Origin of the sequence: Leptospira sanjuanensis (assembly GCF_022267325.1) — a bacterium.
GTDB lineage: Bacteria > Spirochaetota > Leptospiria > Leptospirales > Leptospiraceae > Leptospira > Leptospira sanjuanensis.
Map to the genome: position 1 here is coordinate 3,602,795 of NZ_JAIZBG010000001.1, position 22,823 is coordinate 3,625,617.

Here is a 22,823-nt window from a genome sequence, read left to right on the forward strand (position 1 = left end):
TACGCAGGTTTGGCGATTAAAACGCCGCCAATGCGTCCTTGACCGATTCGAAGATGCGAATTTTTTTCGTAAAATACATAAGGTCCATCGTGTCTCGAACCTCTTTTTTGATATTGGCGAATACGAGTTCTCCGGATTTTTCCTTTAAGAATTTCAGAATGGAGTTGAGAACCCCGATTCCCGCCGAAGCGATGTAAGAAACTCCGGAGAAGTCGCATACGATCTTTGTCGCGCCGTTTCCGATGGAGGATTCCAATTTCAATTTCAAATCCGGCGCGGTTTTCGCGTCGATCTCTCCTTGAATTTGAAGAACCAAAAGATTTCCTTCTTTTTTTTCCTGAATCGTAAGTGTCGCCATTTATATTCCCTTCTTGATGTCTTTCATCATGTCTTTTTCCCGTATGATCGCGTAGAGTTTCCTTTCCAATCCGTCGATTTCGTAATAATATTTCGCGTTCGGATCTCCTTCGAAGATATGCGCGTATTTTCGAATTCCCTGAATCGCCTTTCTCGGATTACCTTCGAGAATTCCCTTGGTAATGAGATAATAGAGTTCTATCGCGAGAGAATCCCGGAGATTCTCCTTAAACGAAACGTCCCGTTTTGCGAGAGCGCCGATCAGATTTTCCACTTCCTGAAGATTGTAATCCTCGGAATCACTGAATTTTATAATATAAGAAGATAATAATTTTTTACACTTCGGAAGATCGTTCGATTTGGTCGCTACGAGAATCATGTTGTAAAGCCGATGAACCTCGGCGTCCAGATAAACCTTCTGACGATGTGTGTCGAGTTTCACCGGTTCCAAAACGTGTTTCAATTCTTCGGGAGAAAAATTCTTGATCGAGTCCTCGAACAGTTTTTCGCTTTTAGTACGGTTGAGCTCCCGGAAATCCGCCAAAGGTTTTTCGATCAGAGAAAAAAATTCGATCGCTTCTTTACTTTCCGCGACCGCTTCCTGTTCCTGAATTTTTTCCAAAAAGAAAATGCAACTGTCCCCTACCGCGGACAAATTCTCCCCAAGAGCGTGCGACACGAGGCGTTTGCAATTCAGACCGATCGTGTGAACATAAGCGGGATCAAGAGAATCGGCCTGAATCTTATCGATAATTTTTGCGGAGGTTTGTGCGGAATGCGACTTCTCCTTTTCCCAACCAGCGTATGTCAGCGGATCGATCAAATAATTGCGAAAATTCTTTTTTCCGGATAAGGCGAGAAGCCGAATCGTTTTGATGAATTCTTGAGCGAGCGGCTGCGGGATGTTATTTCTCGGATTCGGCATTGCGGCTGTTTCGAAAACGGAACTGGTTTTTCCTTGATTCTCGCGCTGCCGTTAGCGTTAGAAGACGCGAAAGATGCCGACTGATTTAAGGCAGTTCCGCAAATTGTAAAGTAAAAAGAACCGAAAATTGTGAAATTCAAACGCCGAAGAAAGTAGACATATTTCCGATTCCCGATCGCGGATCGAAAATACCTCCACTTCGTTTAACAGATCAGCTCGACCAAATATCCGTCCGAATCCTTTTTTTCCAATTTCAGACCGAACTCGTCATTCTTCCTTTTTTTCTCTAAAGAAAAAGCGTGCCGATTCAAAGAACCGGCATCTCTGCGAGACCTTGACGAACGCTGAGCAACGGAGAATAACCTAAATCCTTTTTAGCGTTGTCGATTTTGATCGTACAATCGCGGGACATGATGCTCGCGCTGAATCGAGTCAACGGAGGTTCGTTTTTGATTCCAAAAAGTTTCCAAACGGCTTCGATGATTCTCGCTAAAAAACGAGCGAGCCAACCCGGAACGGACCGATTCGGGGCTACGACTTTTTGAGTGAGCAGAAGCGATCCGAGAAAATTACGAAAATTGAATACTTCGTCGTCTGTAACGAAATACGCCTTACCGCCTTGTCCTTTCGTCAAAGCGAGCTCGATCGCGTGAACCAAGTTGTAAATATGAGTCGTGTTGGTAAGAGCCTTTCCCCCGTCGATCCAAGAGAAATTTCCTTCGGCGATCATTTTCAAAAGAACGGGAAGAACGGTTTTATCGCCCGGTCCCCAAATCAAACGCGGACGGATCGAAATCGTCTGCATTTCGGAGGAATTTCCGGCTAACACGCGTTTTTCGGCTTCCGCCTTTGTGCGTGAATACGGAAACGGAGAATTCTTCGGATATGGATAACTTTCGTCGATGTCGATCATCGGTTGTCCGTAAAACAGAGCCGCTTCGGTTCCGATAAAGATGAATCGTTTTACGCCTGCCTTTCTCGCCGCCTCGAGGAGCTGCGCCGTACCGTCCACGTTGACTTTCCAAAAATCCTGAAACGGTCCCCATTGTTCCACATAGGCAGCGCTATGAATGACGACGTCGATTCCTTTGAGTTGATTCGGGTCTACGGAATTCAATTCGGAACGAACCGGTTCTCCTCCTGCTTTGGTGATCACGGAATCGGTTTTTTCCGAACGGGACATCGCTTTGACTTTGTGTTTTTTAGAAAGAATCCGGGTGGCGGCTTCTCCTACAAAGCCGGATGCCCCTGTGATAAAAAGATTCATTTTCGCCTCCAAACGGGAATGGGATTTAATTTTCGACTAGATAGATCGTTCTACCAAAATTATTATTGCCGATGATTTTGGTCAAGAAATTCTCTTATGCAGGAATCAATACGCTTAAAATCCCTTCTAACTGCTTTTCCACTGCTTTTAGGGGTTGGACGCTTCTGTGGGCTCGACAAAGGATCAGAGCGCCCTCGACGGCGGACAAAAGAAGAATGGCGACAGATTCTACACGCTCTTCTTCCATTCCGGACCGATGCAACAGAGCTTGAATCAGATTTTGCCAATTTTGATAAGTAGTAGAACAGACTTTCTGGATCCGATCGTTGTCGGCAGCGACTTCGAGTACAACCGTAGCGATCGGACATCCTTTTTGAAAACCGGAGTTGATCAGCTCCTCCGCAAGATGATTCGTAAATTCTTGGAGAGCGCCGTAAAGATCGGAATGATTTTCGACAGCGGTTTCGATTTGTTTTTCAAGACGTTCTCCGGCACTTTGAATCGCTTGTGCGGTCAATTCTTCCTTTCCGTTCGGAAAGTGATGATATAAGGAACCGCTCGGGGTTTCGCTTAATTTGAGAATGTCCTTTAACCCGGTACCATGGTAACCCCTTTCCTGGAGAAGTTTGCCGGTCGTTTGTATCAGTCTTTCTCTGGAGCTGGGTTGTTCCATATCTTCCACGATGAGAGTCTGTCGTTTTTTCTGTCAAGGGGAGTTCGAAGACTACAAATCCGTTTTTCGTTGAAAGGAAATTTTGCGTATTTTCCTCTTTTTGCTTTCTTTAAAAGGAAATTAGATTTTTCGAATGTGTTCGATAAAAAAGTGCCGGTTTGTGTTGTTAGGTAGTTGCCGTGAGTAGTAAGTCGAGATTCAGTTTTTCAAGACCTCGTCCACGCATTGAATGTCTTATGCGGAGTCAGGGTGTGCGTTTGATACGCGCGGGCATACTTTGTTATGCTTCGAATTTTGGTTTCAAAGCGGTTGAAGGTTGTTTGTTTTAAATCTTGTTTTTAGGTTGGTGTTTGTCTGTTTGACTAAATGTCGAACCAGTCTCGCGGATCCAAAACGTAAAATATGTGGGTGGGATCGCAGACGAGGGTCCGAGTTATGTTGTTATTTAAAAGATCGAGGTGGAGGATGTATTTGTAATTCCTGTGAAATGTTGGACCTCCTTCATTCATAATTCTCACGATAGAATCCCCAACCCCGGCCTCATCCAACAACAAAAGATATCGAAATAAATAACAGCGGGATACCCCGTGTGCCTGCGCGAACGTTCCGAACAACGCCCAACTTCCCGTACTCAAGCGCACGTTCATCCGAACCATATTCCCCCGACCGGGACTTGGCTGATACAAAGTCTTTCCCGCCCTGTTCCCCAAACGTTTCGCAGCGGTTAAATATTTCCCGTAAATCTTCAGAAGAATAGGAATTCTCTTCGCTAAAATTTTACGATCCTCCTCGCGATACCGAGATAAAGTTTCCTTAGAAACTAAAAGAGTAACGACCTCGGTTTCAATCTCTTGAAGCCTGGAACTGATTTTCTCGTCGGAGTTGAGTGATAAGATTCCCATACAGACATCGGTTCCGAAGTTTTTCCGAATGGACAAAATCCGATCATCGATCCGAAAAAAATTCAGATCATTCTAAAAATTCGGGACACAATCCGAAACTTCAAAACGATTATTTCAGACCGAAAACCGCCCGAAATTTGGAATCCCGCAACAAGGACCGGATTTTATCGGATTGATCCGAAGGAATTAAGAATTTATGTTTACGATACAAAGAAGCATAACGCGGTTCCGCATACTCATCAAACGACTGCGACTTTTCCCGCGCGCATTCCCGGATCGCTTGTAAGGAATGATGGAAGAATTTCAATTCTTTCGGATTCACGATTCACGATTCACGATTCCCAATTCCCGATTCCCGATTCTATAAAACCCTTTGTCTTTCGAGCGCATCGACACGGGTTTTCCTTACGAACCAACCCACATTTCGAATTCATAAACTGATAGAGATCCTTTCTCGCTCTGGATAATCTCTTTCGAAAATTAGTCCTCGATATTCCGAGGATTTCGCTCCCGACCAAGTCGCTTGCGGAAAGAAAATTCTTCCTCATGACTTCCCTCCGATCATTCGAAAGGCGCCCATTCCACGACGATTTCCTCGACTGGTATTTGATTTCTTAGAGACGGCGGTCGAACAACTGTGACAGTTTTTCAAAAAATTCCGAAAAACCGAGCTCTCCGATTTGAGTCCCCGCAAGTCTCCTTACGAATTCTTCCCTTTCAAATTCTCACGCATCCAACGCGCAATCGTCCTTGAATTCTCATCCGTCATCGCTTCTAAGTTAGAAGCAATCCGTTGCTGAATCTCGGTCGACTTATTCTGGCTGAGCTTGAACTTTCCTTCCATCTTCGTGACTTCGATTTGAAACGCCGCAATCCCTTTTTGCACGAGATTTCGGAAGAAAGAATCGTTAAAATCCAATTTCCATTCGGAAGAAGGATTCGTTTCGTAGGAAGCGACTAACTGCCCAATCCGTTTCTGAGAATCCGCTTCATCCAAAAGCGTAAGATTCCCGGTAACGTGAACGGCGGCATAATTCCATGTGGGAACCGTATGAGGTTCTCCCAACCAAGTCGGAGAGACGTAACAGTGCGCACCGGAAAAAACGACCAAAACCCGATCGCGAACCTTCTTCCAGTGATCGTTGACTTTTGCAAAATGTCCGTAGAGAAATAACCTGCCGGATTCGTCCTTTTCCGGATGAAACACGAGATGAGACGCTTCCAAGGAAGTATCGTCGGCGGAAAACAAAATTCCGAACGGATTTTCACGTATAAACGAGATCAACTTATTTTCATCGGTTTCTTCGAACGCTTTTGGAATATACATACTTTCCCTCCCGTTCCGAACTTCAATTTTCCGGGAATTTTTGTAAAGAAAATTCGATCCGTATATTCAATATTTAGAATATATCAAGTCGCATAAAATCCGCTCGCGCGCGAACGAATTTTCATGTTCCAAGCTGTTAAGCCGCATTCCCCTCTTTTAAAAGCAAAAAAGAACGGAAAGAGAACAGAGGAAAATGAAATCGCCGCGATCAGCCGAAACGAATTGGAAAAAATTCCTTGTACCATTTCCTATTTTTTGGAAAAAAGGAAGGATAGAAAGTTCTAAATTCGGACTTTCAGGGTCTAATCAGCAATCTCTGAAAACCCAAACTTTATGGAATCCTACTCTTACGGTATTGAATGGAATTTGAATTCGGCACTCTTGTTTTATCCGGCCTGATCATTCTCAGTATCGGGCTTCTGCGCGTTTCCTCCAAATTCGGGGTTCCCTCTCTTCTCCTCTTTCTTCTGATCGGAATGGCCGCCGGGTCCGATGGACCCGGCGGAATCGACTTCGACAATCCTCTTCTGGCAAGGCAAGTCGGCTCGATCGCGTTGGCATACATTCTCTTCTCCGGCGGTTTGGAAACGGAATGGCAAAAGATAAAACCCGTTCTCTGGAAAGGAATCGTCTTAGGAAACCTGGGCGTTTTGATCACATGGGCGACGATGGGACTCTTTTCCGTTTACGTTCTCGGGTTTTCTCCGATCATCGGCTTCTTATTGGGTGCGGTCGTTTCGTCGACGGACGCCGCCGCGGTTTTCAACGTCCTCAGAACCAGAAACACGGGGATGAAAAAAGGACTTACATCCTTGCTCGAACTCGAATCGGGAAGCAACGATCCGTTAGCTGTTCTTTTAACCGTAAGTATTCTCAGTTTGTTAGGACCGCAACCTCCGAGAGCGGGAGAATTGGCGCTTCACATTCTCATGCAATTCTCCATTGGATCGGCGGCGGGCGTAGCGTTCGGCTACGTGATCTACAAGGGACTCAATCGAATCAAACTCGAATACGAAGGGTTATATCCGGTTTTAATTTCGGCTTCCGTGTTGTTCGTGTATTCTGCGACCGAATTGATCGGAGGAAACCCGTTCTTAGCGGTTTATATCGCGGGGCTCGTTTTAGGAAATCAGTCCTTCGTTCACAAACGAAGTAATCTCCGCTTCTTAGACGGAATCGCTTGGCTCATGCAGATCATCATGTTCTTAACGTTGGGCCTGCTCGTTTATCCGAGCAGAATCCCTCCGTTGTTCGGAACGGGAATTTTGTTTTCCCTCTTTCTCGTTTTTTTTGCGAGACCGATCGCGGTGTTCATCTCACTCTTTCGGTCCGGTTATAATTTTCGGGAGAAGTTATTGGTCTCTTGGATCGGACTTCGAGGAGCGGCCCCGATCATTCTCGCGACATTTCCGTTCGCACAAGGCGTGGAAGGCTCCGATAAGATTTTCCATCTCGTATTCTTTACCGTTTTAATTTCCCTGTTGTTTCAAGGAACGAGCGTTCCTCAAGTCGTCCGCTGGCTCGGATTGGACGCGCCTTTGGAACAAAGAGCTTCGTATCCGTTCGAATTCGAAAATCGGGAACAGAGCGATTCCAATCTTTTGGAATTCATCGTTCCTTACGGTTCGAATTCGGTCGGCAAGTTCGTGTATTCGTTGAACTTTCCGGAAAACTCTCTGATCACCTTGATCTACCGCGGCGACGGACATATCGTTCCAACAGGAAAAACTAAATTAGAAGAAGGTGATGTTCTTTTGATTCTCACTCCGAAAGGAAGCGAAGACAAGATCCGCGAAATTCTTTCCAAGATGGACGCGCCCGCAACTTAGGGAAGATCGGGCGGTTCCTGCGAACGGATTCGTAATTCGATACTGAAATCGAACACGCAGGACCGGGCTTGCTCCGCGCTTCGGCTTTCGCCTTCGGTCGTCTCTAACGAGACGACTGCTTCGCACGCTCCGCATCCCTACCGCAGGTTTTCCGGATCAAAGTCGAAAGCCTTGAATCGTAAAAACGAGACTCAGTTTAGGATTTTACGACCAAGGTCGCGCTTTCCGAAGAAACTCCGATTGTAGCGATCGAACCGGAATTAAACTTAAGATAATCGCTTTCGATTCCGTCGCTGAAAATAACCCCGCCTGCGGGCATCAACGACTCGATCGTCAACGGAAATCTTTCCGTAAGAACGCCCGCGGTGATTCCGATTTGAGTTCGGACGCTTTGAAACGGCTCGCGCACGGCGAACAAAAGCTGATCTTCCTGCAATGCGGGACGTTTGAGCGTTAATTCCTTTTCAAACAGTCCCGTAACTCCATAAGCCATATTGAATATAGAACTGAGCCAACCGGTACTACCAGCAGGAGTGGAAACGATGATCCCGCTCGAAGATTGTTCTTCCAGATTCCGATTGTACGAAATCTTATATCTCGCGGAAGTATGGGAAGAAGGACCGATAAACAAGTCGTTGAACGCGAGCAGCCGTTGACCGTCGTTGAGTTTTGCTTCGGCGAAACGAACCGTCTTGGAAGTAAAATTTCCTTCCATCACGTTTTCGACCGCGTGCATAAAATTATTCTTATCGAACGGAAGCAGAACACCGTCGTATCGTTCCTTATCCGGATTGACGGCGACGATCGGAACTCCTTTCGAATATTTCGCCGTGTTCGCGACCAGGCCGTCCTGACCGATCGTAACGATCACGTTCTTTTGCGAAAAAAGAAACGAAGGAACATACATCCGTTCCACGATTTTGGATTTGATCTTTTTCGAGATCCTCTTCTGAACGAGATCCAAGGATTCGTGAAAGATCTCGTGTTCCGCTTCGTATTCTTCGAACCTTCCACCGAGCCTTTCGATATAAAAACGCGCCTGCTGTTTCGTGTTGAACCGTTCGATCAAAGTTTCCAGGCGCGTTTTGTTCTTAACGATGATCGCGTATTCGACCTTCATTTTTTGGAATCTTTCTTTTCCTGAAGAAGATTTTCCAGCAAATCGGGACTGATGTTCAAGCTTCCGATCTTTTCCGCGTTTTCCGCGAGTTGTCTAAAGGCGAGCGAGATGTTGAATTTCGGATCGGGGTTGTTGTTCAAGGCGACTAACGTTCTCCAGTCGATATCGCGGAACGGTTTCAGAGTCGTTTCCGTAACGAAACCCTGCGCTTCGGCTTCCTTTTTCTGGTTGGCTGTTTTCATCTCGATGAACTTTTTTCTTTGTTCTTCGACGGCGATGTCGGCCTGAACCTGCATCTCTCTGAGTTTTCGTTTGTTGTCCGCTTCGAGAATCTTCGCCTCCATCTGCTTTTCGGAAATTTGTTTTTTCTTTTCCTCGACGGCGATCTCGGTGTTCAATTCGCTTTCTTTGATCTTGCGTTCCTGTTCCACCGCGAAATTTCTTCTTTCATAAATCGCTTGATCCGCTTCCTGCTGAAGACGTTCTCTCGTTTCCGTTTCCAAAGCCCGTTCCATTTCGGGATTCGGACGGATCGCGAGAATGTTCACGTTCAGAATTTCGATCCCCAACGTGGAAATCGCACTCGAAGTCTGCAAGCCCTGAAGAATTTGCGTTTCGATCGTCTTTGCGGAACGGATCGAATCCTTCAGACCGATCCCGTGAATAAAGGAAGAGGTCGAAGTCTGCGCGTAGTTGATGATCCTCTGGTTCAACTTTTCGATCTCGTTCTTCTTGTACGTTCCGTTGGAATCCACCGTGAAGTCCAAAAGTTCGGACAAAGACTTCGGATTGGAAATCTTATACGTAATCTGCCCCTGAATCGAAACGGTTTGATAATCGTTCGTGGATTCGTTGAAGATAAAGGGAAGATCGTTACTTCCCAACGGAATCGCCGCGATCGAACTCGTGGGAGCGAAATAAAAAAATGAAAGACCTCGTCCTTCTTTGGAAACTTTTCCGTTTTTATAAACAATTACATGAGTCATCGAATCGAATTGTATATAATTCCATCCAAACATGATGTTAGATTCTCCCGCATTTCGTTTTCCGGTTTCGGAGAATCGAATCTTTCAGACTTCATCTTTTCGATCAAATCATTTTATAACCTGTTCTTATAATGGAACCGATTCTTTCCGCAGACTTCGTTTGATTCCGTTTTAGCTCCGAAGAAATAATTTCTGTATAACCGTTTTGTTTTTCGCAATAATGAATTGACTTTTTTAAAAACACGTGCAGATTTCTTCCACTCTTTAAGGAGAATACGCAAATGTTTCGAATCATCTCAAGATTTTTCCTCGTTCTTCTGGTGTTCGGTTTTATCTCGACCGCAACCGCTCAGATCGGCCAAATAAACGCTTCTTCCATCAGCGGGAAGTATCGGGTCGCCGGAACCAATCCGGACGGCTCCTCTTACGGCGGAAGCGTGACGATCACCCAATCGAACGGAGAATATCTTTTTACTTGGACCGTTGCCGGACAAACCTTTACGGGAACCGGAACTCTGGATGGAACTACGTTGACCGTGGATTGGGGACAAAACGATCCTGTGATCTACGAAGTGAAAAACGGGGGCAGACTTTTGGAAGGAACCTGGGCAGGCGGAAGCGCCACGGAGACTTTAAGAAAATAAGAATATTCGAATATTCTTTTAAAGCTTCGCCGAGCCGTTCTTTCTCGGCGAAGTCATCGTTTCGTTAAGCGGGAACCGCTTGTTTGGAAGCTCTTTCCAGCTTGATCAGATTCGCGCTGGAAACCGCTATGCTGTCCAAATTATAAGCCTGGGAAATCGCTTTCCGTTTTTCTAATTCTTTTCCGCTCAAAACCTTGAGAGATCTTTCCAAGAGCATTCCGCAGAGAAACCGCGCCGCGATCTCCACCACTTCAAACGCTAAAGAATCCTTCACGCTTCCGTCGTGGATCGATTTAAAAAGAGCGACGGCCGCATCCAGGTCGTTCCAGACTTTTTTCAGATCGTCCGAGGCGGAGAATTTGGAAAGTTCTCCTTCCCCATATTGTCTGAGTTGTCCGGTCGGTGACATTCCCGAAACCACTCCTCCGATCGCCGCGACGACTTGAAGCTGAGTCGTTCCTTCGTAGATCGTAGTGATTCGGCTGTCTCTGTAGATCCGCGCCACGTCGTAGTCTTCGGTGTAACCGCTTCCTCCGTGAATTTGAAGCGCATCCGACGCGATGGAAACGCATCCTTCCGAAGCGTAGTATTTGCTGAGCGGTGTAAAAAGATCGGCGAGTTTTTCCCAACGGCGAATACTTTCATCCTGGCTCACGTCCCGTTCTGATTTGCCCTCCACTTTGATGAGATGTTCTTTCGGCCAATGATATAAATCGATCGCCTTTCCCGTTTCGGCGATGAGAACTCGTGTCGCGAGAATCTCCCGTTCCATACGATCGAGAATCTTTCTGACCGCGGGAATTTGTTCGATCGGTTTTCCGAATTGAATTCTTTCCGATGCGTATTTCTTACCTTCGTAATACGCGGCGGTTGCGATTCCCAAAGACTGGGTTGCGATCGTGAGTCGCGCCGCGTTCATCATTCCCATCGAATACTTTACGAGACCGTATCCGGTTTTACCGATCAATTCTCCCGGTGCGTTGTCGAACACGACTTCGCAAGTGGGAGAACAATGGAGTCCCATCTTGTGTTCCACGCCTGCGATATGAACGTCGCTTCCTTTTACGAGAAAGAAAGACAAACCTCGCGCGCCGCTTTCGGGCGATCCGGTTCTCGCTAACGTAAGAATGACGGAAGGCGCGTTTACGTAACCGCAGGCATGCGTGATAAAACGTTTTGCACCGTTGATTCTCCATACTCCGTTCGCGTCTTGAGTCGCCCTTGTCTGAACGTTCGGAAGATCCGATCCGTAGTTCGGTTCGGTCAATGCCATCGCCGCGCTGTATTTTCCGGCGGAAATATCGGGAAGCCATTTTTCGCACATTTCCGGTGACGCATAACGTTCCATGATCTCCACGATGTTGATGTTTCCGTATGCAAGACAGAAGGCCGCATCGGCTCTCGCCGCGATCTCGCACATGAAGGATTGAACCGTTGCGGGCAAACCCATTCCTCCGTATTTTCTGCTGATCGAAATCGGCATCAAACCGGCGTCACGAAGCGTATTGTAACATTCTTCCTGCGCTTTCGGAAACGTCACTTTTCCGTTTTCATACTTGAGTCCGATCTTATCCATTTCCTTGCTGCGGGGAGCGACGAATTCTCCCATAATCTCGCCCAAGGATTCCAAAACGGACTTATAGTATTCTTTGGCTTCTTCCACGCTCGAAGGAGCGTATGCCAATCTGTCGTTTCCGGATTTCTTATATTCTTCCGCGTCTTCGAATTTATGCTCGTAAGCGTGGACAATTTCATCCCAATCGATCAACTCGTCGAACACGAGTTTGATATCATCATTGTCCTGAAAGTAATTACTGATAATCATGGGGACTTTTACCTCTCAACTATGCCCAATAGTTAAAACCATCGAGAAGAGATGTCAAGCGTACAAAAAGAACTAACCCCCGGTCTTATCCTCTTCTTTCGATTTTTTTAATTTCGGCAGCTCGCCGATCGCAACGGAATACCAAATCGTATTTAAGGAATGTTGATAATACGCTTTTCGATACGCGATTTCCGAATCCAAGAAGGAGGTTTCCGAAACCAGAAGTTCCAAACGGGAAGCGGTTTTAAAACTGAATCCCCTTCTTTGACTGCTGAGATTGGATTCGGCGGAGTTGCGCGCTTTCGAATATAAAGATAGCAAACGGGCCGAGTTCAAAGAACTTTCATACGCCTTTCGAATCTCGTCGCTCGCAACGCGTTTAGCCTGCGACAACTGCAATTCCGCTTGTCGTACCGCGGATTCCGCCTGTTTGACTCCGGCGGTGATCGTACCCGCGGATAATATAGGCACGTTGATCGACAACTGCATCGTGATGTCTTTGTTCGGAGTCGTGTTGTGTTCCGGGATCGTATAATAGTTGTTCAACGTTACCGAAGGCAGGTGCCCTCCCCAGGCTTTTTTCAAATTGAGTTCGGCCATCTTGAGATTCTCTTTTGCGGCGATGACATCGTATCGTTTGGCGATTCTTTCCTCGGGCGTAAGGTTGTGAGGAATCACGATCGCTTCTTTGGGAATCGCAAGCCTAAGTCCCCCTTCTCCCGCGCCGACAAGACTTTCCAAGGCCATCTCCGCTTGTTTGAGCTGATACTTAAAATCCTCCAGACCCGCTTCGGAACGGGAAAAAGCCGCTTCCGATCCGCTCAAATCCGCCCGCGTGATTCTCCCTAAGGAAAAAAGTCTTCTGCGTTCTTGGATGGTTTTACGGACCAATTCCGTCTTTTTCTCCTCCAGAAGAATGATCTCTTTCAACTGGAGAACATTATAATATGCTTGTGCGATTTCCAGATACAGCCGGCCGGATTCGTAACGAGCCTCGTTCATTCTCACGTTAGTAAGAGCGCCCGCCGCTTTGTATGTCGTATATTGACTTACCCCGTTCAGGATCGGAATCGACAACAAAAGTCTCGTCCCGGGGCCGACCGTCGGAGGCAAGCTGCTCGAAGAAGATCCTCCTGTATACGGGTTCGGCTCCGTATAATACGGGTTAAAGTGAGAATTCGGTCCGGGAATCCGATAAAATTTGTTATATACCAGGGACAAAGAAGGGAAGAAGGACGCGAAGGCCGCCGCCTTTTGCGAATCCGCCTGTTGAATCGCCTCTTCTTTGAGCGCGATCCGTTCCGTCCGTTCGACCGCGTATGCGTAGAGTTCGTCGATATTCAATTCTTGTTCGGGAGAAATGTTCCGGATTTTTCCGGTCGTCACTCCTGTGACTTCTTCCAAGCGAGGTTCCACGACTCCGTCGTTGGTTCGGATCGCGGAGTCGTCCGTACAACCCGCAATCAAAACCGAAAACAGAATTGCGGTCAATGCGAAGCTCGAATAATTATATTCTTTTTTTATAATGTTTTTCGAAATCATTTTTTTGTTTTTTTATTTTTAGGAACGGAAGGCGAAGGTTCGGGAAAAACGAACGAAGTCTTTGCAGTCGCTTCTTCTTTTTTCGTTTCACCGAGATAATACGCCGCTGGAACCACCAACAAAGTGATGAGAGTCGAAAGAGTCATCCCTCCCAGGATCGTAACCGCCATCGGAATTCTCGTTTCGGCTCCGGGTCCGAGCGCCAATGCGGGAGGGATCGCCGCCGCGATCGAACTGAAGGAAGTCATCAGAACCGGACGCAAACGAATCGGACAACCTTCCCGAATGGATTCCTGAATGCTTTTACCCGTGGCTCGAACGTGATTGACGAACTCGACAAGAAGAATCGAATTCTTTTTCACCAATCCCAAAAGAAGAATCAATCCGATAAAACTATACATGTTGAACGACTGACCGAACAAATAAAGAGCGACTAACGCGCCCGTAAAACTGAAAGGCATCGCCAAAAGAATGTAAAGAGGCTGTTTCAAACTGTTGAACTGACTTGCAAGAATCATATACGAAAGAAGAATTCCGAAGAGCAACGCAAGAGTCAGACTTTCTCCCGATTCTTTTGCGGTTTTTGCCGAACCTGTCACCGAAACCGAATATCCTTCCGGCAGGATCGATCGCGCGATCTCCAGAGCTTTTTCCGTCGAAGCGGTTTGACCTAGGGCTGGAGTCGGATTTCCGAAAACGCGGATCGCACGTTCGCGGTTGATTCGGGTGATCGTCTTCAGCGCTTCCTTTTCCTGAATGCTTATGACTTCCTTCAGTTTTACGAATTCTCCGAAAGTGTTGCGTACGCTGATGTCCGGGATTACCGCAATCGTTTCTCCCTTATCCTTTTGAATTTTAACGCGCACATCGTAGCTCCGACCATTCTCCGTAAAACGGCTCACGTTCTTACCGCCCATCAGAGTTCCCACCGTGTTTCCGACGTTCGCCATACTCACACCTCGAAGCGCGGCGGCCTCACGATCGGTCACAAGCCTGAGCTCTTTTTGTCCCGCGACGTAATCCGTATCCACGTCCAAAACGGTTTTACTTTCTTTCAATTTTTCTAATATTTGAACCGAAAGGGCGGATAACGTCTGCCAATCGGGACCGGTTAACACGAGTTCGACGGGATATCCCCTTCCCGCGGAGAATCCCCTCTGCGAAAGGTCCTGCACCGAAAACGTGGCTTCCGGAACGAGTTCCTTCAAATCCTTTCGTAAAATTCCGAAAAGACCCGCCTGCGTGATTTCTCTTCCTGTCTTGGGATTTTTCGGTCTGTGTCCCATTTCCTTCATCGTGATAAAGAACATTCCGGCGTTCGCTTCGGTTCCTCCGAAACCTCCCACGTTGGAAATATACTTGTCGATTTCCTTCCTTTGGATGAGATATTGCTCCACTTTCTTCATGGCTTCGTCCGTTCTTTGCAAAGAAGAACCTAGAGGCAAACGCACACGCACGATAAAACGCCCCATGTCCTGCGGAGGAATGAATTCCTTCTTTAAAAGAAAGAAAAAACCGAGCGATATAAGAAACAAAAATGTCGTTCCATACAGAATCGATTTAGGATATTTTAATACGAAGTCGATCGAGCGAGCGTATAAACCCGTGCCGTAATCCAGAAAACGCTCGATCGTAGGGTCCATTCTTTTGAAAATCGAAACCCTTGAAATCCAACGATTCCAAGAATCGCGCGCGTCTACGGAAAACACGGAGGAAAGATAGGATCTCCTTCCATTCTCCTTTTTACCTTCGCTGTACAAAGAAGCGCGCATCGGAGTAAAACTCAACGCTTCGAAAAGGGAAAGAAGCACCGCGACGGAAATGGTGACGCCGAATTCCAAAAAGTATCTTCCTATGATTCCTTTCATAAACGCGACGGGAAGAAAGATCGCAACGACGGCTAACGTGGCCGCCAAAGCGGCAAAACGGATTTCGGAAGCGCCGTCCAAGGCGGAGTCGAACCAAGACTTGCCCATTTCCCGATGTCGCGTAATATTTTCGAGAACCATGATCGCGTCGTCGACCACGATCCCGGTCGCAAGGGACAAACCCAACATCGTGAACGTGTTGATCGTAAAACCGGCGAAGTATAAAAACAAAAACGTCCCGATCACCGAAGTAGGAATCGCAAGAAGCACGTTCCCCGTACTTTTCCAATTCCCCAAAAACAAACGGCAGACGAATCCGGTAAGAATCGCGGAAAAGATCAGAGTGAATTCGAGTTCGTTCACGCTGTCTCGGATATAACCCGTGTTATCGTTGGAAACCGTAAGATCGTAACCTTTCGGAAGTTTCGGCTTTAATTCCTTCACCTTTGCCTTAACAAGATCTCCGACTTGAACCGCATTCGCCCCTTTGAGTTTTTTAATCCCGATTGCGACGGAGGAAATTCCGTTAAAACGGGAAACTCTCCGCACTTCGCCTAACCCGTCTTCTACGATCGCGATGTCCTTCAGACGGATGGATCGAAACAAGGGAGAACCGCTTCTCGAATTCAAAAAGATATTTCCGAATTGCTCTGCGGTCGGAACCTCTCCCACTGCGCGGAGACTGATCTCGCTCGTTTTATTTTCCAGTCGACCGGAGGGAACTTCGAGATTTTGTTCCTTCAACGTGTTGACGATGTCGTCGACGGCGATTTCGTTTCTCGAAAGTTTGATCGGATCCAGATAAACGTTAATCGTCCGATCCACGTAACCGCCGAGAATGATCTCGCCCACTCCGGAAATCTTCTGAAACTTATCCTTCAGAAAATCCTTCACAAAGAGCATCTTTTCTTTTTCGGTTTTATCGACCGCGGTCACCGAAACCCAGATGATCGGGATGTCATCCGGATTGGATTTCGTAATCACAGCCGGATCCATTTCTTCGGGAAGTTTGTTGGAAACCTGCGCGAGTTTGGTTTGAATCTCCTGCACCGCGACATCCACGTCGCGGCTGAGTTCCAATTCTACGGTTACGGTCGCCGATCCGTCCGAGGAAGTCGATCGCACCTCGGTGACTCCTTCGACCGTCATCAGAACCTCTTCGATCGGGTCTACCACGTCGGTTTCCATCACCTGCGCGTTGGCTCCGACCAAGGTAAGAGAAACGTTGACCACGGGAAAGTCCACGTCGGGCATTTGGGAAACGCCCATTCTTGAGAATCCGACCGAACCGAACAGAATGATCGCGGCCATCATCATCCAGGAAAAAATAGGATTGCGTATCGATACTGCGGAAAGCAAGAAAAACCCCTTAGATGAAATCGAACGAAGAAAGGAACGACCTTGATACGCATTCGACCTATTTTTCCGGTCGCAGGTCCGATTTTTTACGGATCCTTCCACTTTCATCCTATAATCTTGAATAATTTTCTGATTATTTCACAGGTTCGAAAATTAGAATACACAATTGTGCTAAAAATAGTAAAACCACACATCTGAAATTCCCGTTCGCTTGAGTAAATTCCAGGACCGGAAAAGGTTAAGCGTCATCCTAGACTAAACGCTGTTAGCAAATCGGAATACAATGACGATAGGTTAATAATTTATGGATCGCCTTCTTACGGAGAATTACCCGAAACTCCTTCGTAAAAAAAATCGAAATTTATTTTAAATCAAATAGGAAATTTCTTTCCATTTCGATCGTTTCGTCCAATACTTTGCAGCCGGCTTCTTCTCTTGGAACGCGACGCATATCGTTATGAAAAAGAGCGACAACCCTTCCAGCGAGCACGATACGAACGGAAATAACGAAAGTTCCCGTCCAGGTTCCCTAAAAAAGAATCTGATCGGCAAAAAACGAAAACTCGGCATTCGCGCCCGTATCTCCATTATCCTCACCGCTTTATTGACCGTGGGCGCGCTTTTAGTGACGACGATCAATTCCATTGTCGCTTATCAAAGACTCAAACAGGAAGCCGAATCGGGAGCGAGACTCGCCTCCGAAAAATATACGAGAGAAATATCACAATTCTTGAATGTAGGACTCGGGGCAGTGCGCAGCTTCAAGGCCGTTCTGGAAAAGACGAGACCGAACCGTCCGATGTTCGTCGATGCCTTAGGACAATTTCTGCACATTCAACCGGACTACTTCGGAGTCTGGGCCGTCTTCGAACCGAACGCGTACGACCGATCGGACAACGCTTATAGAAACGCGAAAGGACACGACTCTTCGGGAAGATTCGTTCCTTATATCAACCGTGCCCTCGACGAAAACAAACTCGTATATGAGAATTGCGTAAACTACGAAGATCCCGGACCGAAAGGACTCTATTATTCGGTACCGAGACAGACACAAAAAGAATTTCTCACCGAACCGACGAGTTACCTCGTATCCGGAAAATCGATCCTCATGGTTTCCATCGTAGCGCCCGTATTCCGCGATTCGAAATTCGCGGGTGTGGTCGGAATGGACGTAACGATCGAAAGAATGCAGACTAAAATCGGATCGATCCGTCCTTTCCGCAACCAAGGTTATCTCGCTTTTTTATCGCCGGACGGTTCGTTTGCCGCAAACGGAAAAAATCCTGAGACGGTGGGCAACCTGATCGAGGATGAAAACGAACGGAAAAGAATCACGGACGGAATCGCTTCCGGACAACCTTTTATCGAAGCCAAAGAAGGTTTCACGCACTATTATTATCCCGTTCTTTTGGGAGATTCCCCGCGTCCGTGGGCCGTAAGAGTTTCCATTCCGGATTCATTATATTCGGGAGATCTAATTTATATTTGGGCGATCTCGATGATTTCCACGTTTGCGGTTCTCGGATTGATTCTGGTAACGCTTCGATTCTCCTTCGATCGATACGTTCTCAAAGGATTATCCAAAGCCATCGCATATTCCGAACAGATCGCAAAGGGAAATCTTTCCGCGAGAGCGCATTATCCGAGAGAGGACGAAATCGGCGAACTGCTGACCGCGATGGATAAAATGAGGGAAGATCTTTCCATGTATCTCGAGGAACGGATCGTAACGCAGGCCGCGCTGAGAGAAAGCGAGGAAATCCGTAAAAGAAACGAACTCATCGAAGCGCAGAAAAAACATCTCGAAGAAGCTCTTGAAAATTTGCGAAAGGCGCAGAATCAGCTTCTTCACTCGGTGCGAATGGCGACTCTCGGACAACTCTCCGCCGGAATCAGTCACGAACTCAACAACCCACTCGGAGCAATCAAGGCTTCCAATCAAACTCTTCTTGCATCCGTTCCGAAAATGCGCTCGATGTTGCCCAAGGTTCATTCGATCTTATCTCTAGCTTCTCCCGAAGAAAGACAACTCTATATCGAATTTATCGACACTTGCAGAAAGGGCGACTCCGGAATCGCCGGTTTGGAGGTGAGAAAAAGAAGAAAGAATATCAGCGACACTCTAAAAAAATGGAATATTCCCAATCACGAAACGTTAGCCGACACCATTGCCGATATGGGAATCGAAAGCATTCCCGAAACGTATAAACCTTTTTTTCAAATGTCCAATCGCGAAACGCTTTTGGAATACATTTATCTGGAGGAAATCTATTTCCGAAATTCGGATACGATCCGAGTTTCGGTGGATAGAGCTTCCAAGATTTTATTCGAGCTGAGAAATTATTCGGAAACGGGCAACGAAAGTTCTACGAAAAACGTTCATATCGAAGAAACTCTCGAAACCGTGTTTACCGTATATCAGCATTACATTCGACGCGGAGTGAATTTGGTCCGCTCCATCGAAGAAGTTCCTCCGGTTCATTGTGTTCGGGAAGAAATCGTTCAGATCTGGACGCATTTGATCTTTAACGCCTTGCAGGCGATGCAATTCAAAGGAAAACTTACCGTCCGTTTGTATCAGCAAAACGGAGAAGCGGTCGTGGAAATCGAAGACGACGGCCCCGGAATTCCGCCGGAGATCGGAGAGAAAATTTTCGATCCGTTCTTCACCACCAAGGATGTGGGAGAAGGAAGCGGTTTAGGTTTGGATCTTGTCCGTAAACTTCTACTTAAAAACGAAGGAAGAATCGAATGGTTTAGCCGACCCGGACAAACGGTCTTCCGCGTTTATTTACCGTTGGATTTAAAACCGCCGGAAGGTTCCGCGTGAGCGGGCCGCAAGGCGCGAAGCGTCGTCGCAGACGACGAGCGGGGCTCCGCGAGCCTGAAGGCACGCGACTCGAAGCCGATCACGAAACTATATTCGTTTTTTTGAATATTTTAGCGAGAGGCACGCCCGAAAAGAACTTCAAGTCCTTCGATTGAGTTCTTCGAGACAGGCGACACAAAGACAATCGTCGTATTCTTTTTTGAGTCGCGCGCTGACTTCCGGTGAAAGTTTCACGGAAAAACACTCGCAGAAGTTCGCTGCGGCCCCGCATCCGAAAACCTTGCCGCAGCGCCGACAAGGTTTTTGAACGATTCCGATTTTTGAATATTCAACTTCGGACATCAGCTACGCCGTATCGCAAAGATCAAACGTCCCAGGAATAATGAAAGAAGGTTTCGTCTTTCACGAATCCGATCGACTCGTATAATTTTTGCGCCTTGTGATTGTCGAACGCGGTGGAAAGCTGAAGATATTTCGCGTTCGTTCCTCTCGCGAGGACCGCGCTTTGTTCGATGAGCGCCCTTGCTCCGCCCTTCTTTCTATATTCGGGCCGAACGAAAAGATCGTTTAAAATCCAAGCGCGCTTCATGGACAAGGAAGTGAAAATCGGATACAACTGAGTAAATCCGCAGTATTGATCGCCTTCCATATAAACGTAGATTTTGGATTCTTGATTGCGGATTCTTTCTTCGATGAAATTTGTCGCACCGGCGAGATCCGATTCTTTCCGATAAAACTGACGATATTCGTCGAACAATTCCGCGAGTTCGGGTAGGTCTTGTAGGGAGGCTTCTCTGATATTCATTTTCAATTTTCCTAATAAACCTATTTTTTACGGATTGAAGACTCTACAAGTTTAAAAACGAATCCAATCGCTTCGAATTAGTTTACAAAGGTTTTCCATTTACCGGAAAGTTTACCCTTCCGTATCAAATGAACCTCTCCCAGTTCGGCCATCACCTTCTCGCTTTGAGTCGGTCTGTAAAATACGAAATCGTTCGGAAACAAGGAAGTTTTCAACGAGCCGTTGAGAATTCCCTGATTGGTGCTCGCTCCATAAAGCGAATTGTCCTGAAGCCCGGACTGAGATTCTTTCTTTGCGGAAAACGCGCCGCCGTACGTAAAGTATGTCAGTTGTTGATTCGGATCCCATAACGAAAACAAAAACGAAATCGATTCCAAAAACGGAATGTTAGTCCCCACCGGACGTTTTGAAAGTATTTCGCGTCCGTCTTGGAATAAACGTCCGCAACCGCGTTGATCGGCATGGGTTTTCCCAAAAGAATATTAAACTTTCTGAATTCTCCGTCCGACAAAAGCATCGCTACGTCTCCCGAATGGAACACCATCAAACGATCGCTTCCCGTGGCACGTACGATATATCGTAAAAGATCCAAGGAGGGAAGCGACTTTACGACAATGCGATATCGCAAAGGGGACTTTAGTTTTTCCTTAAGAACCTCGAGATTCTCGTCCAAACGATCCAAGTCCAAAAGTACGATGGGTTTGCCAGGACCGTTCTCTTTCAATTCTTCGTTGAGGTTTTGGAAATAGGGAGAATACGGTTTTCCGTTATCACCGGGTTTGATCGCCAAAATCAGAAGGAAAAGCAGGATCGGAATTCCGACCAAGATCTTTTTCTTTCGGATGAGTTTCATTCGTTTACTCCTTGGTTACACCGGTAAGAATGGAGTTCAAAGTCGAGTTCAAGATTTTTTCCAAAGTTCTTTCCTCTAAGATCGCCGGAGGAATTTGTCTTCCGTTGACGAGAACCGCAAAGCCGTGAACGAGACTCCAGAGCGTAAAAGAAAGATCGTACGGATCTTCCTCTTTGAAGATACCTCTTTTTTGACCGTCTTCTAAAATTCGAAACAAGCCCATAAATGCGTCCCTTCCGATCGTTTCCAACTCTTCGGGCGCGCCCTCTTCGCAGGCAAGCGCTCCGCCGAACATCAATTCGGTTCTTCGAGGATGTTTTAGCGCCAAAGACACATAACGTGTCCCGGACGAACGGAGTCTTTCCACCGGATCATCGCTGCTTTCCCAAGCGAGACGCATTTCTTCCGCGAGATCCATAAAACCGCGCGTAGCAAGAGTAAAAAGGAGATCGGCCTTTCTGGGAAAGTGACGATACGGCGCGGCATGGCTGACTCCGAGATCCGCGGCGATGTCCCGCAAACTCAATCCTTCCACCCCTTTTTGTTCTAAAATTTCTTCGGATCTTTGGATAATCGCCTTTTTGAGATCGCCATGATGATACGGCTCGGGGGTTTGTTTTTTAGAAGATTTCTTTTTGGATGCGCCTTTTTTTTCCATAATATGTTGTCGGTGACTACTTTTTTATGTTGACATAGCCAACATTTATGTTTACAGTAGTAACATACTATCCAAAAGGGTCAAGACCCTTTTTCGGAGGAATTTATGAGAATTCTAAATAGGATCCTTCCCTTTTCCAAACTCAATCCGCCTCTATTTTGGAACGGGTTCGTAAACGCAGTCAGTCTTTTGATTCTGATTCCGGCGCTTTTTCTCGATGAAAGAACCGTAACAAACGCTCCCGTTTGGCTCAAACCGATCAAGTTCTCCCTTTCGATCGGAACGTATTCGTTTACGTTGGTCTGGATTCTTCAATTCGTCGAAGGCCGGGAAAAAACGATCCGCGGCATTTCCTGGATCGTCACCGTGATGCTCGCAGTGGAAACCGTCTCGATTGTGTTTCAGGCTTATCGAGGAATTCCGAGTCATTTTAATATTACGACTCCCTTAAACGGTTTCATCTTCAGTCTGATGGGAACGGCGATCGGTACATTATGGTTTTTTCATGTTGTTTTGGCGATCTTTCTATTGCGTCAAAAATTGGAAAATAAGACTCTTATGGAATCTCTGCGCTGGGGAATGGGAATCGCCGCTTTGGGAATGATTCTCGGTTTTTTTATGACGATTCCGAGACCCGAACAAATCGAACAGATGAAGGCGGGAATTTTGGAAGCAAACGGAGGGCATACGTTCGGCGCTCCGGAAGGAGGCCCCGGTCTTCCTTTAGTCGGTTGGAGTACGATCGCCGGCGATATGAGAATCCCGCACTTTCTCGGCATTCATGCGATGCAGTTGATTCCGATGATCGCTCTCCTATTCGGAAGTTTCAAAGTTTCGCATGCGATTTCCGTTCCTGCGGTCAGAAACTTTTCGATCTTTTTTGCGGGTTTGACCGTAGTTCTGACGATACAAGCATTGAACGGAGAAGCGCTGCTTCGTCCTTCGACAGGAATTCAAATCGGATTTTTAATCTGCGGGCTCGGAATGTTCGGAAGCCTGCTGGTTCCTTTTCTTTTCAAAAAAACGTTAAAAACGGAAATCAACGGAGTTTAA

Annotated in this window: 21 protein-coding genes; 4 read left to right on the forward strand and 17 right to left on the reverse strand. The window is 46.7% G+C overall.

Translation table 11 applies throughout. The annotated features are described in order from the left end of the window. Positions 1 to 16: 16 nt before the first annotated feature. From LFX25_RS16380 to LFX25_RS16415, 7 genes are all read right to left on the reverse strand, one after another. Positions 17 to 358: an STAS domain-containing protein gene (locus LFX25_RS16380; RefSeq protein ID WP_238731192.1), complete on the reverse strand. Its 342-nt coding sequence runs from the start codon at positions 356 to 358 to the stop codon at positions 17 to 19. Beyond that, entirely contained in the window at positions 359 to 1,282 is a 924-nt protein-coding gene (locus tag LFX25_RS16385) for a hypothetical protein (RefSeq protein WP_238731193.1), read from the reverse strand. Between the two features lie 307 nt (positions 1,283 to 1,589). After that, entirely contained in the window at positions 1,590 to 2,549 is a 960-nt protein-coding gene (locus LFX25_RS16390) for an NAD-dependent epimerase/dehydratase family protein (RefSeq protein WP_238731194.1), read from the reverse strand. Positions 2,550 to 2,643: 94 nt separating this feature from the next. Further along, the gene (locus tag LFX25_RS16395) at positions 2,644 to 3,222 is read right to left on the reverse strand and encodes a TetR/AcrR family transcriptional regulator (RefSeq protein ID WP_238731195.1); all 579 of its coding nucleotides are present in this window, start codon (positions 3,220 to 3,222) and stop codon (positions 2,644 to 2,646) included. A 362-nt stretch (positions 3,223 to 3,584) separates the two neighbouring features. Next, on the reverse strand, positions 3,585 to 4,124 hold the full coding sequence (locus LFX25_RS16400; RefSeq protein WP_238731196.1) for a DUF1564 domain-containing protein: 540 nt from the start codon (positions 4,122 to 4,124) through the stop codon (positions 3,585 to 3,587). A 109-nt stretch (positions 4,125 to 4,233) separates the two neighbouring features. Then, positions 4,234 to 4,446: a hypothetical protein gene (locus LFX25_RS20860; protein ID WP_238731197.1), complete on the reverse strand. Its 213-nt coding sequence runs from the start codon at positions 4,444 to 4,446 to the stop codon at positions 4,234 to 4,236. A 378-nt stretch (positions 4,447 to 4,824) separates the two neighbouring features. Continuing rightward, complete coding sequence (locus tag LFX25_RS16415; protein WP_238731198.1) at positions 4,825 to 5,451, reverse strand: FMN-binding negative transcriptional regulator; 627 nt, start codon at positions 5,449 to 5,451, stop codon at positions 4,825 to 4,827. 359 nt (positions 5,452 to 5,810) lie between these two features. Here LFX25_RS16415 and LFX25_RS16420 point away from each other — a divergent pair, with 359 nt between their 5' ends. Continuing rightward, on the forward strand, positions 5,811 to 7,280 hold the full coding sequence (locus LFX25_RS16420; protein WP_238731199.1) for a potassium/proton antiporter: 1,470 nt from the start codon (positions 5,811 to 5,813) through the stop codon (positions 7,278 to 7,280). A gap of 196 nt (positions 7,281 to 7,476) precedes the next feature. Here LFX25_RS16420 and LFX25_RS16425 read toward each other — a convergent pair whose 3' ends face one another. Continuing rightward, positions 7,477 to 8,400: an NAD(+)/NADH kinase gene (locus LFX25_RS16425; RefSeq protein ID WP_238731200.1), complete on the reverse strand. Its 924-nt coding sequence runs from the start codon at positions 8,398 to 8,400 to the stop codon at positions 7,477 to 7,479. Then, complete coding sequence (locus LFX25_RS16430) at positions 8,397 to 9,419, reverse strand: SPFH domain-containing protein (protein WP_238731201.1); 1,023 nt, start codon at positions 9,417 to 9,419, stop codon at positions 8,397 to 8,399. The genes LFX25_RS16425 and LFX25_RS16430 overlap by 4 nt, the downstream gene beginning before the upstream one ends. Before the next feature lie 248 nt (positions 9,420 to 9,667). Between LFX25_RS16430 and lfb1 the strand changes: the two genes are divergently transcribed. Next, complete coding sequence (lfb1, locus tag LFX25_RS16435; protein WP_118954837.1) at positions 9,668 to 10,030, forward strand: LIC10280 family protein; 363 nt, start codon at positions 9,668 to 9,670, stop codon at positions 10,028 to 10,030. Positions 10,031 to 10,094: 64 nt separating this feature from the next. Here the strand turns inward: lfb1 and LFX25_RS16440 are convergent, their stop codons facing one another. The 3 genes from LFX25_RS16440 to LFX25_RS16450 all read right to left on the reverse strand — a co-directional run bounded on the left by LFX25_RS16440 (position 10,095) and on the right by LFX25_RS16450 (position 16,624). Further along, positions 10,095 to 11,855 carry an acyl-CoA dehydrogenase family protein gene (locus tag LFX25_RS16440; protein WP_238731202.1) on the reverse strand — a complete coding sequence of 587 codons (1,761 nt, stop codon included), beginning with the start codon at positions 11,853 to 11,855 and terminating at the stop codon, positions 10,095 to 10,097. 72 nt (positions 11,856 to 11,927) lie between these two features. After that, positions 11,928 to 13,397: a TolC family protein gene (locus tag LFX25_RS16445; protein WP_238731203.1), complete on the reverse strand. Its 1,470-nt coding sequence runs from the start codon at positions 13,395 to 13,397 to the stop codon at positions 11,928 to 11,930. Continuing rightward, entirely contained in the window at positions 13,394 to 16,624 is a 3,231-nt protein-coding gene (locus LFX25_RS16450; RefSeq protein ID WP_238731204.1) for an efflux RND transporter permease subunit, read from the reverse strand. The genes LFX25_RS16445 and LFX25_RS16450 overlap by 4 nt, the downstream gene beginning before the upstream one ends. 457 nt (positions 16,625 to 17,081) lie before the next feature. On the opposite strand from LFX25_RS16450, the gene LFX25_RS16455 reads away from it, so the two are divergent. Next, positions 17,082 to 19,454, forward strand: a complete 2,373-nt coding sequence (locus tag LFX25_RS16455; protein WP_238731205.1) for an ATP-binding protein — start codon at positions 17,082 to 17,084, stop codon at positions 19,452 to 19,454. Between the two features lie 138 nt (positions 19,455 to 19,592). Here LFX25_RS16455 and LFX25_RS16460 read toward each other — a convergent pair whose 3' ends face one another. From LFX25_RS16460 to LFX25_RS16475, 5 genes are all read right to left on the reverse strand, one after another. Further along, positions 19,593 to 19,796, reverse strand: a complete 204-nt coding sequence (locus tag LFX25_RS16460; protein WP_238731206.1) for a cysteine-rich CWC family protein — start codon at positions 19,794 to 19,796, stop codon at positions 19,593 to 19,595. Between the two features lie 22 nt (positions 19,797 to 19,818). Continuing rightward, entirely contained in the window at positions 19,819 to 20,259 is a 441-nt protein-coding gene (locus LFX25_RS16465; RefSeq protein ID WP_238731207.1) for a GNAT family N-acetyltransferase, read from the reverse strand. A 77-nt stretch (positions 20,260 to 20,336) separates the two neighbouring features. Further along, on the reverse strand, positions 20,337 to 20,618 hold the full coding sequence (locus LFX25_RS21000) for a type III PLP-dependent enzyme domain-containing protein (protein ID WP_406600506.1): 282 nt from the start codon (positions 20,616 to 20,618) through the stop codon (positions 20,337 to 20,339). After that, the gene (locus LFX25_RS16470) at positions 20,585 to 21,112 is read right to left on the reverse strand and encodes a type III PLP-dependent enzyme domain-containing protein (RefSeq protein ID WP_406600507.1); all 528 of its coding nucleotides are present in this window, start codon (positions 21,110 to 21,112) and stop codon (positions 20,585 to 20,587) included. The genes LFX25_RS21000 and LFX25_RS16470 overlap by 34 nt, the downstream gene beginning before the upstream one ends. A 4-nt stretch (positions 21,113 to 21,116) precedes the next feature. Beyond that, positions 21,117 to 21,770, reverse strand: coding sequence for a TetR/AcrR family transcriptional regulator (locus tag LFX25_RS16475; protein ID WP_238731208.1), 654 nt, complete (start codon positions 21,768 to 21,770; stop codon positions 21,117 to 21,119). 105 nt (positions 21,771 to 21,875) lie between these two features. On the opposite strand from LFX25_RS16475, the gene LFX25_RS16480 reads away from it, so the two are divergent. Next, positions 21,876 to 22,823, forward strand: coding sequence for a hypothetical protein (locus LFX25_RS16480; RefSeq protein ID WP_238731209.1), 948 nt, complete (start codon positions 21,876 to 21,878; stop codon positions 22,821 to 22,823).

Coding starts and splice junctions, on each gene's coding strand:
- LFX25_RS16380 (WP_238731192.1), bottom strand. CDS start 358: ATGGCGACACTTACGATTCAGGAAAAAAAAGAAGGAAATCTTTTGGTT.
- LFX25_RS16385 (WP_238731193.1), bottom strand. CDS start 1,282: ATGCCGAATCCGAGAAATAACATCCCGCAGCCGCTCGCTCAAGAATTC.
- LFX25_RS16390 (WP_238731194.1), bottom strand. CDS start 2,549: ATGAATCTTTTTATCACAGGGGCATCCGGCTTTGTAGGAGAAGCCGCC.
- LFX25_RS16395 (WP_238731195.1), bottom strand. CDS start 3,222: ATGGAACAACCCAGCTCCAGAGAAAGACTGATACAAACGACCGGCAAA.
- LFX25_RS16400 (WP_238731196.1), bottom strand. CDS start 4,124: ATGGGAATCTTATCACTCAACTCCGACGAGAAAATCAGTTCCAGGCTT.
- LFX25_RS16415 (WP_238731198.1), bottom strand. CDS start 5,451: ATGTATATTCCAAAAGCGTTCGAAGAAACCGATGAAAATAAGTTGATC.
- LFX25_RS16420 (WP_238731199.1), top strand. CDS start 5,811: ATGGAATTTGAATTCGGCACTCTTGTTTTATCCGGCCTGATCATTCTC.
- LFX25_RS16425 (WP_238731200.1), bottom strand. CDS start 8,400: ATGAAGGTCGAATACGCGATCATCGTTAAGAACAAAACGCGCCTGGAA.
- LFX25_RS16430 (WP_238731201.1), bottom strand. CDS start 9,419: ATGTTTGGATGGAATTATATACAATTCGATTCGATGACTCATGTAATT.
- lfb1 (WP_118954837.1), top strand. CDS start 9,668: ATGTTTCGAATCATCTCAAGATTTTTCCTCGTTCTTCTGGTGTTCGGT.
- LFX25_RS16440 (WP_238731202.1), bottom strand. CDS start 11,855: ATGATTATCAGTAATTACTTTCAGGACAATGATGATATCAAACTCGTG.
- LFX25_RS16445 (WP_238731203.1), bottom strand. CDS start 13,397: ATGATTTCGAAAAACATTATAAAAAAAGAATATAATTATTCGAGCTTC.
- LFX25_RS16455 (WP_238731205.1), top strand. CDS start 17,082: ATGAAAAAGAGCGACAACCCTTCCAGCGAGCACGATACGAACGGAAAT.
- LFX25_RS16460 (WP_238731206.1), bottom strand. CDS start 19,796: ATGTCCGAAGTTGAATATTCAAAAATCGGAATCGTTCAAAAACCTTGT.
- LFX25_RS16465 (WP_238731207.1), bottom strand. CDS start 20,259: ATGAATATCAGAGAAGCCTCCCTACAAGACCTACCCGAACTCGCGGAA.
- LFX25_RS16470 (WP_406600507.1), bottom strand. CDS start 21,112: ATGAAACTCATCCGAAAGAAAAAGATCTTGGTCGGAATTCCGATCCTG.
- LFX25_RS16475 (WP_238731208.1), bottom strand. CDS start 21,770: ATGGAAAAAAAAGGCGCATCCAAAAAGAAATCTTCTAAAAAACAAACC.
- LFX25_RS16480 (WP_238731209.1), top strand. CDS start 21,876: ATGAGAATTCTAAATAGGATCCTTCCCTTTTCCAAACTCAATCCGCCT.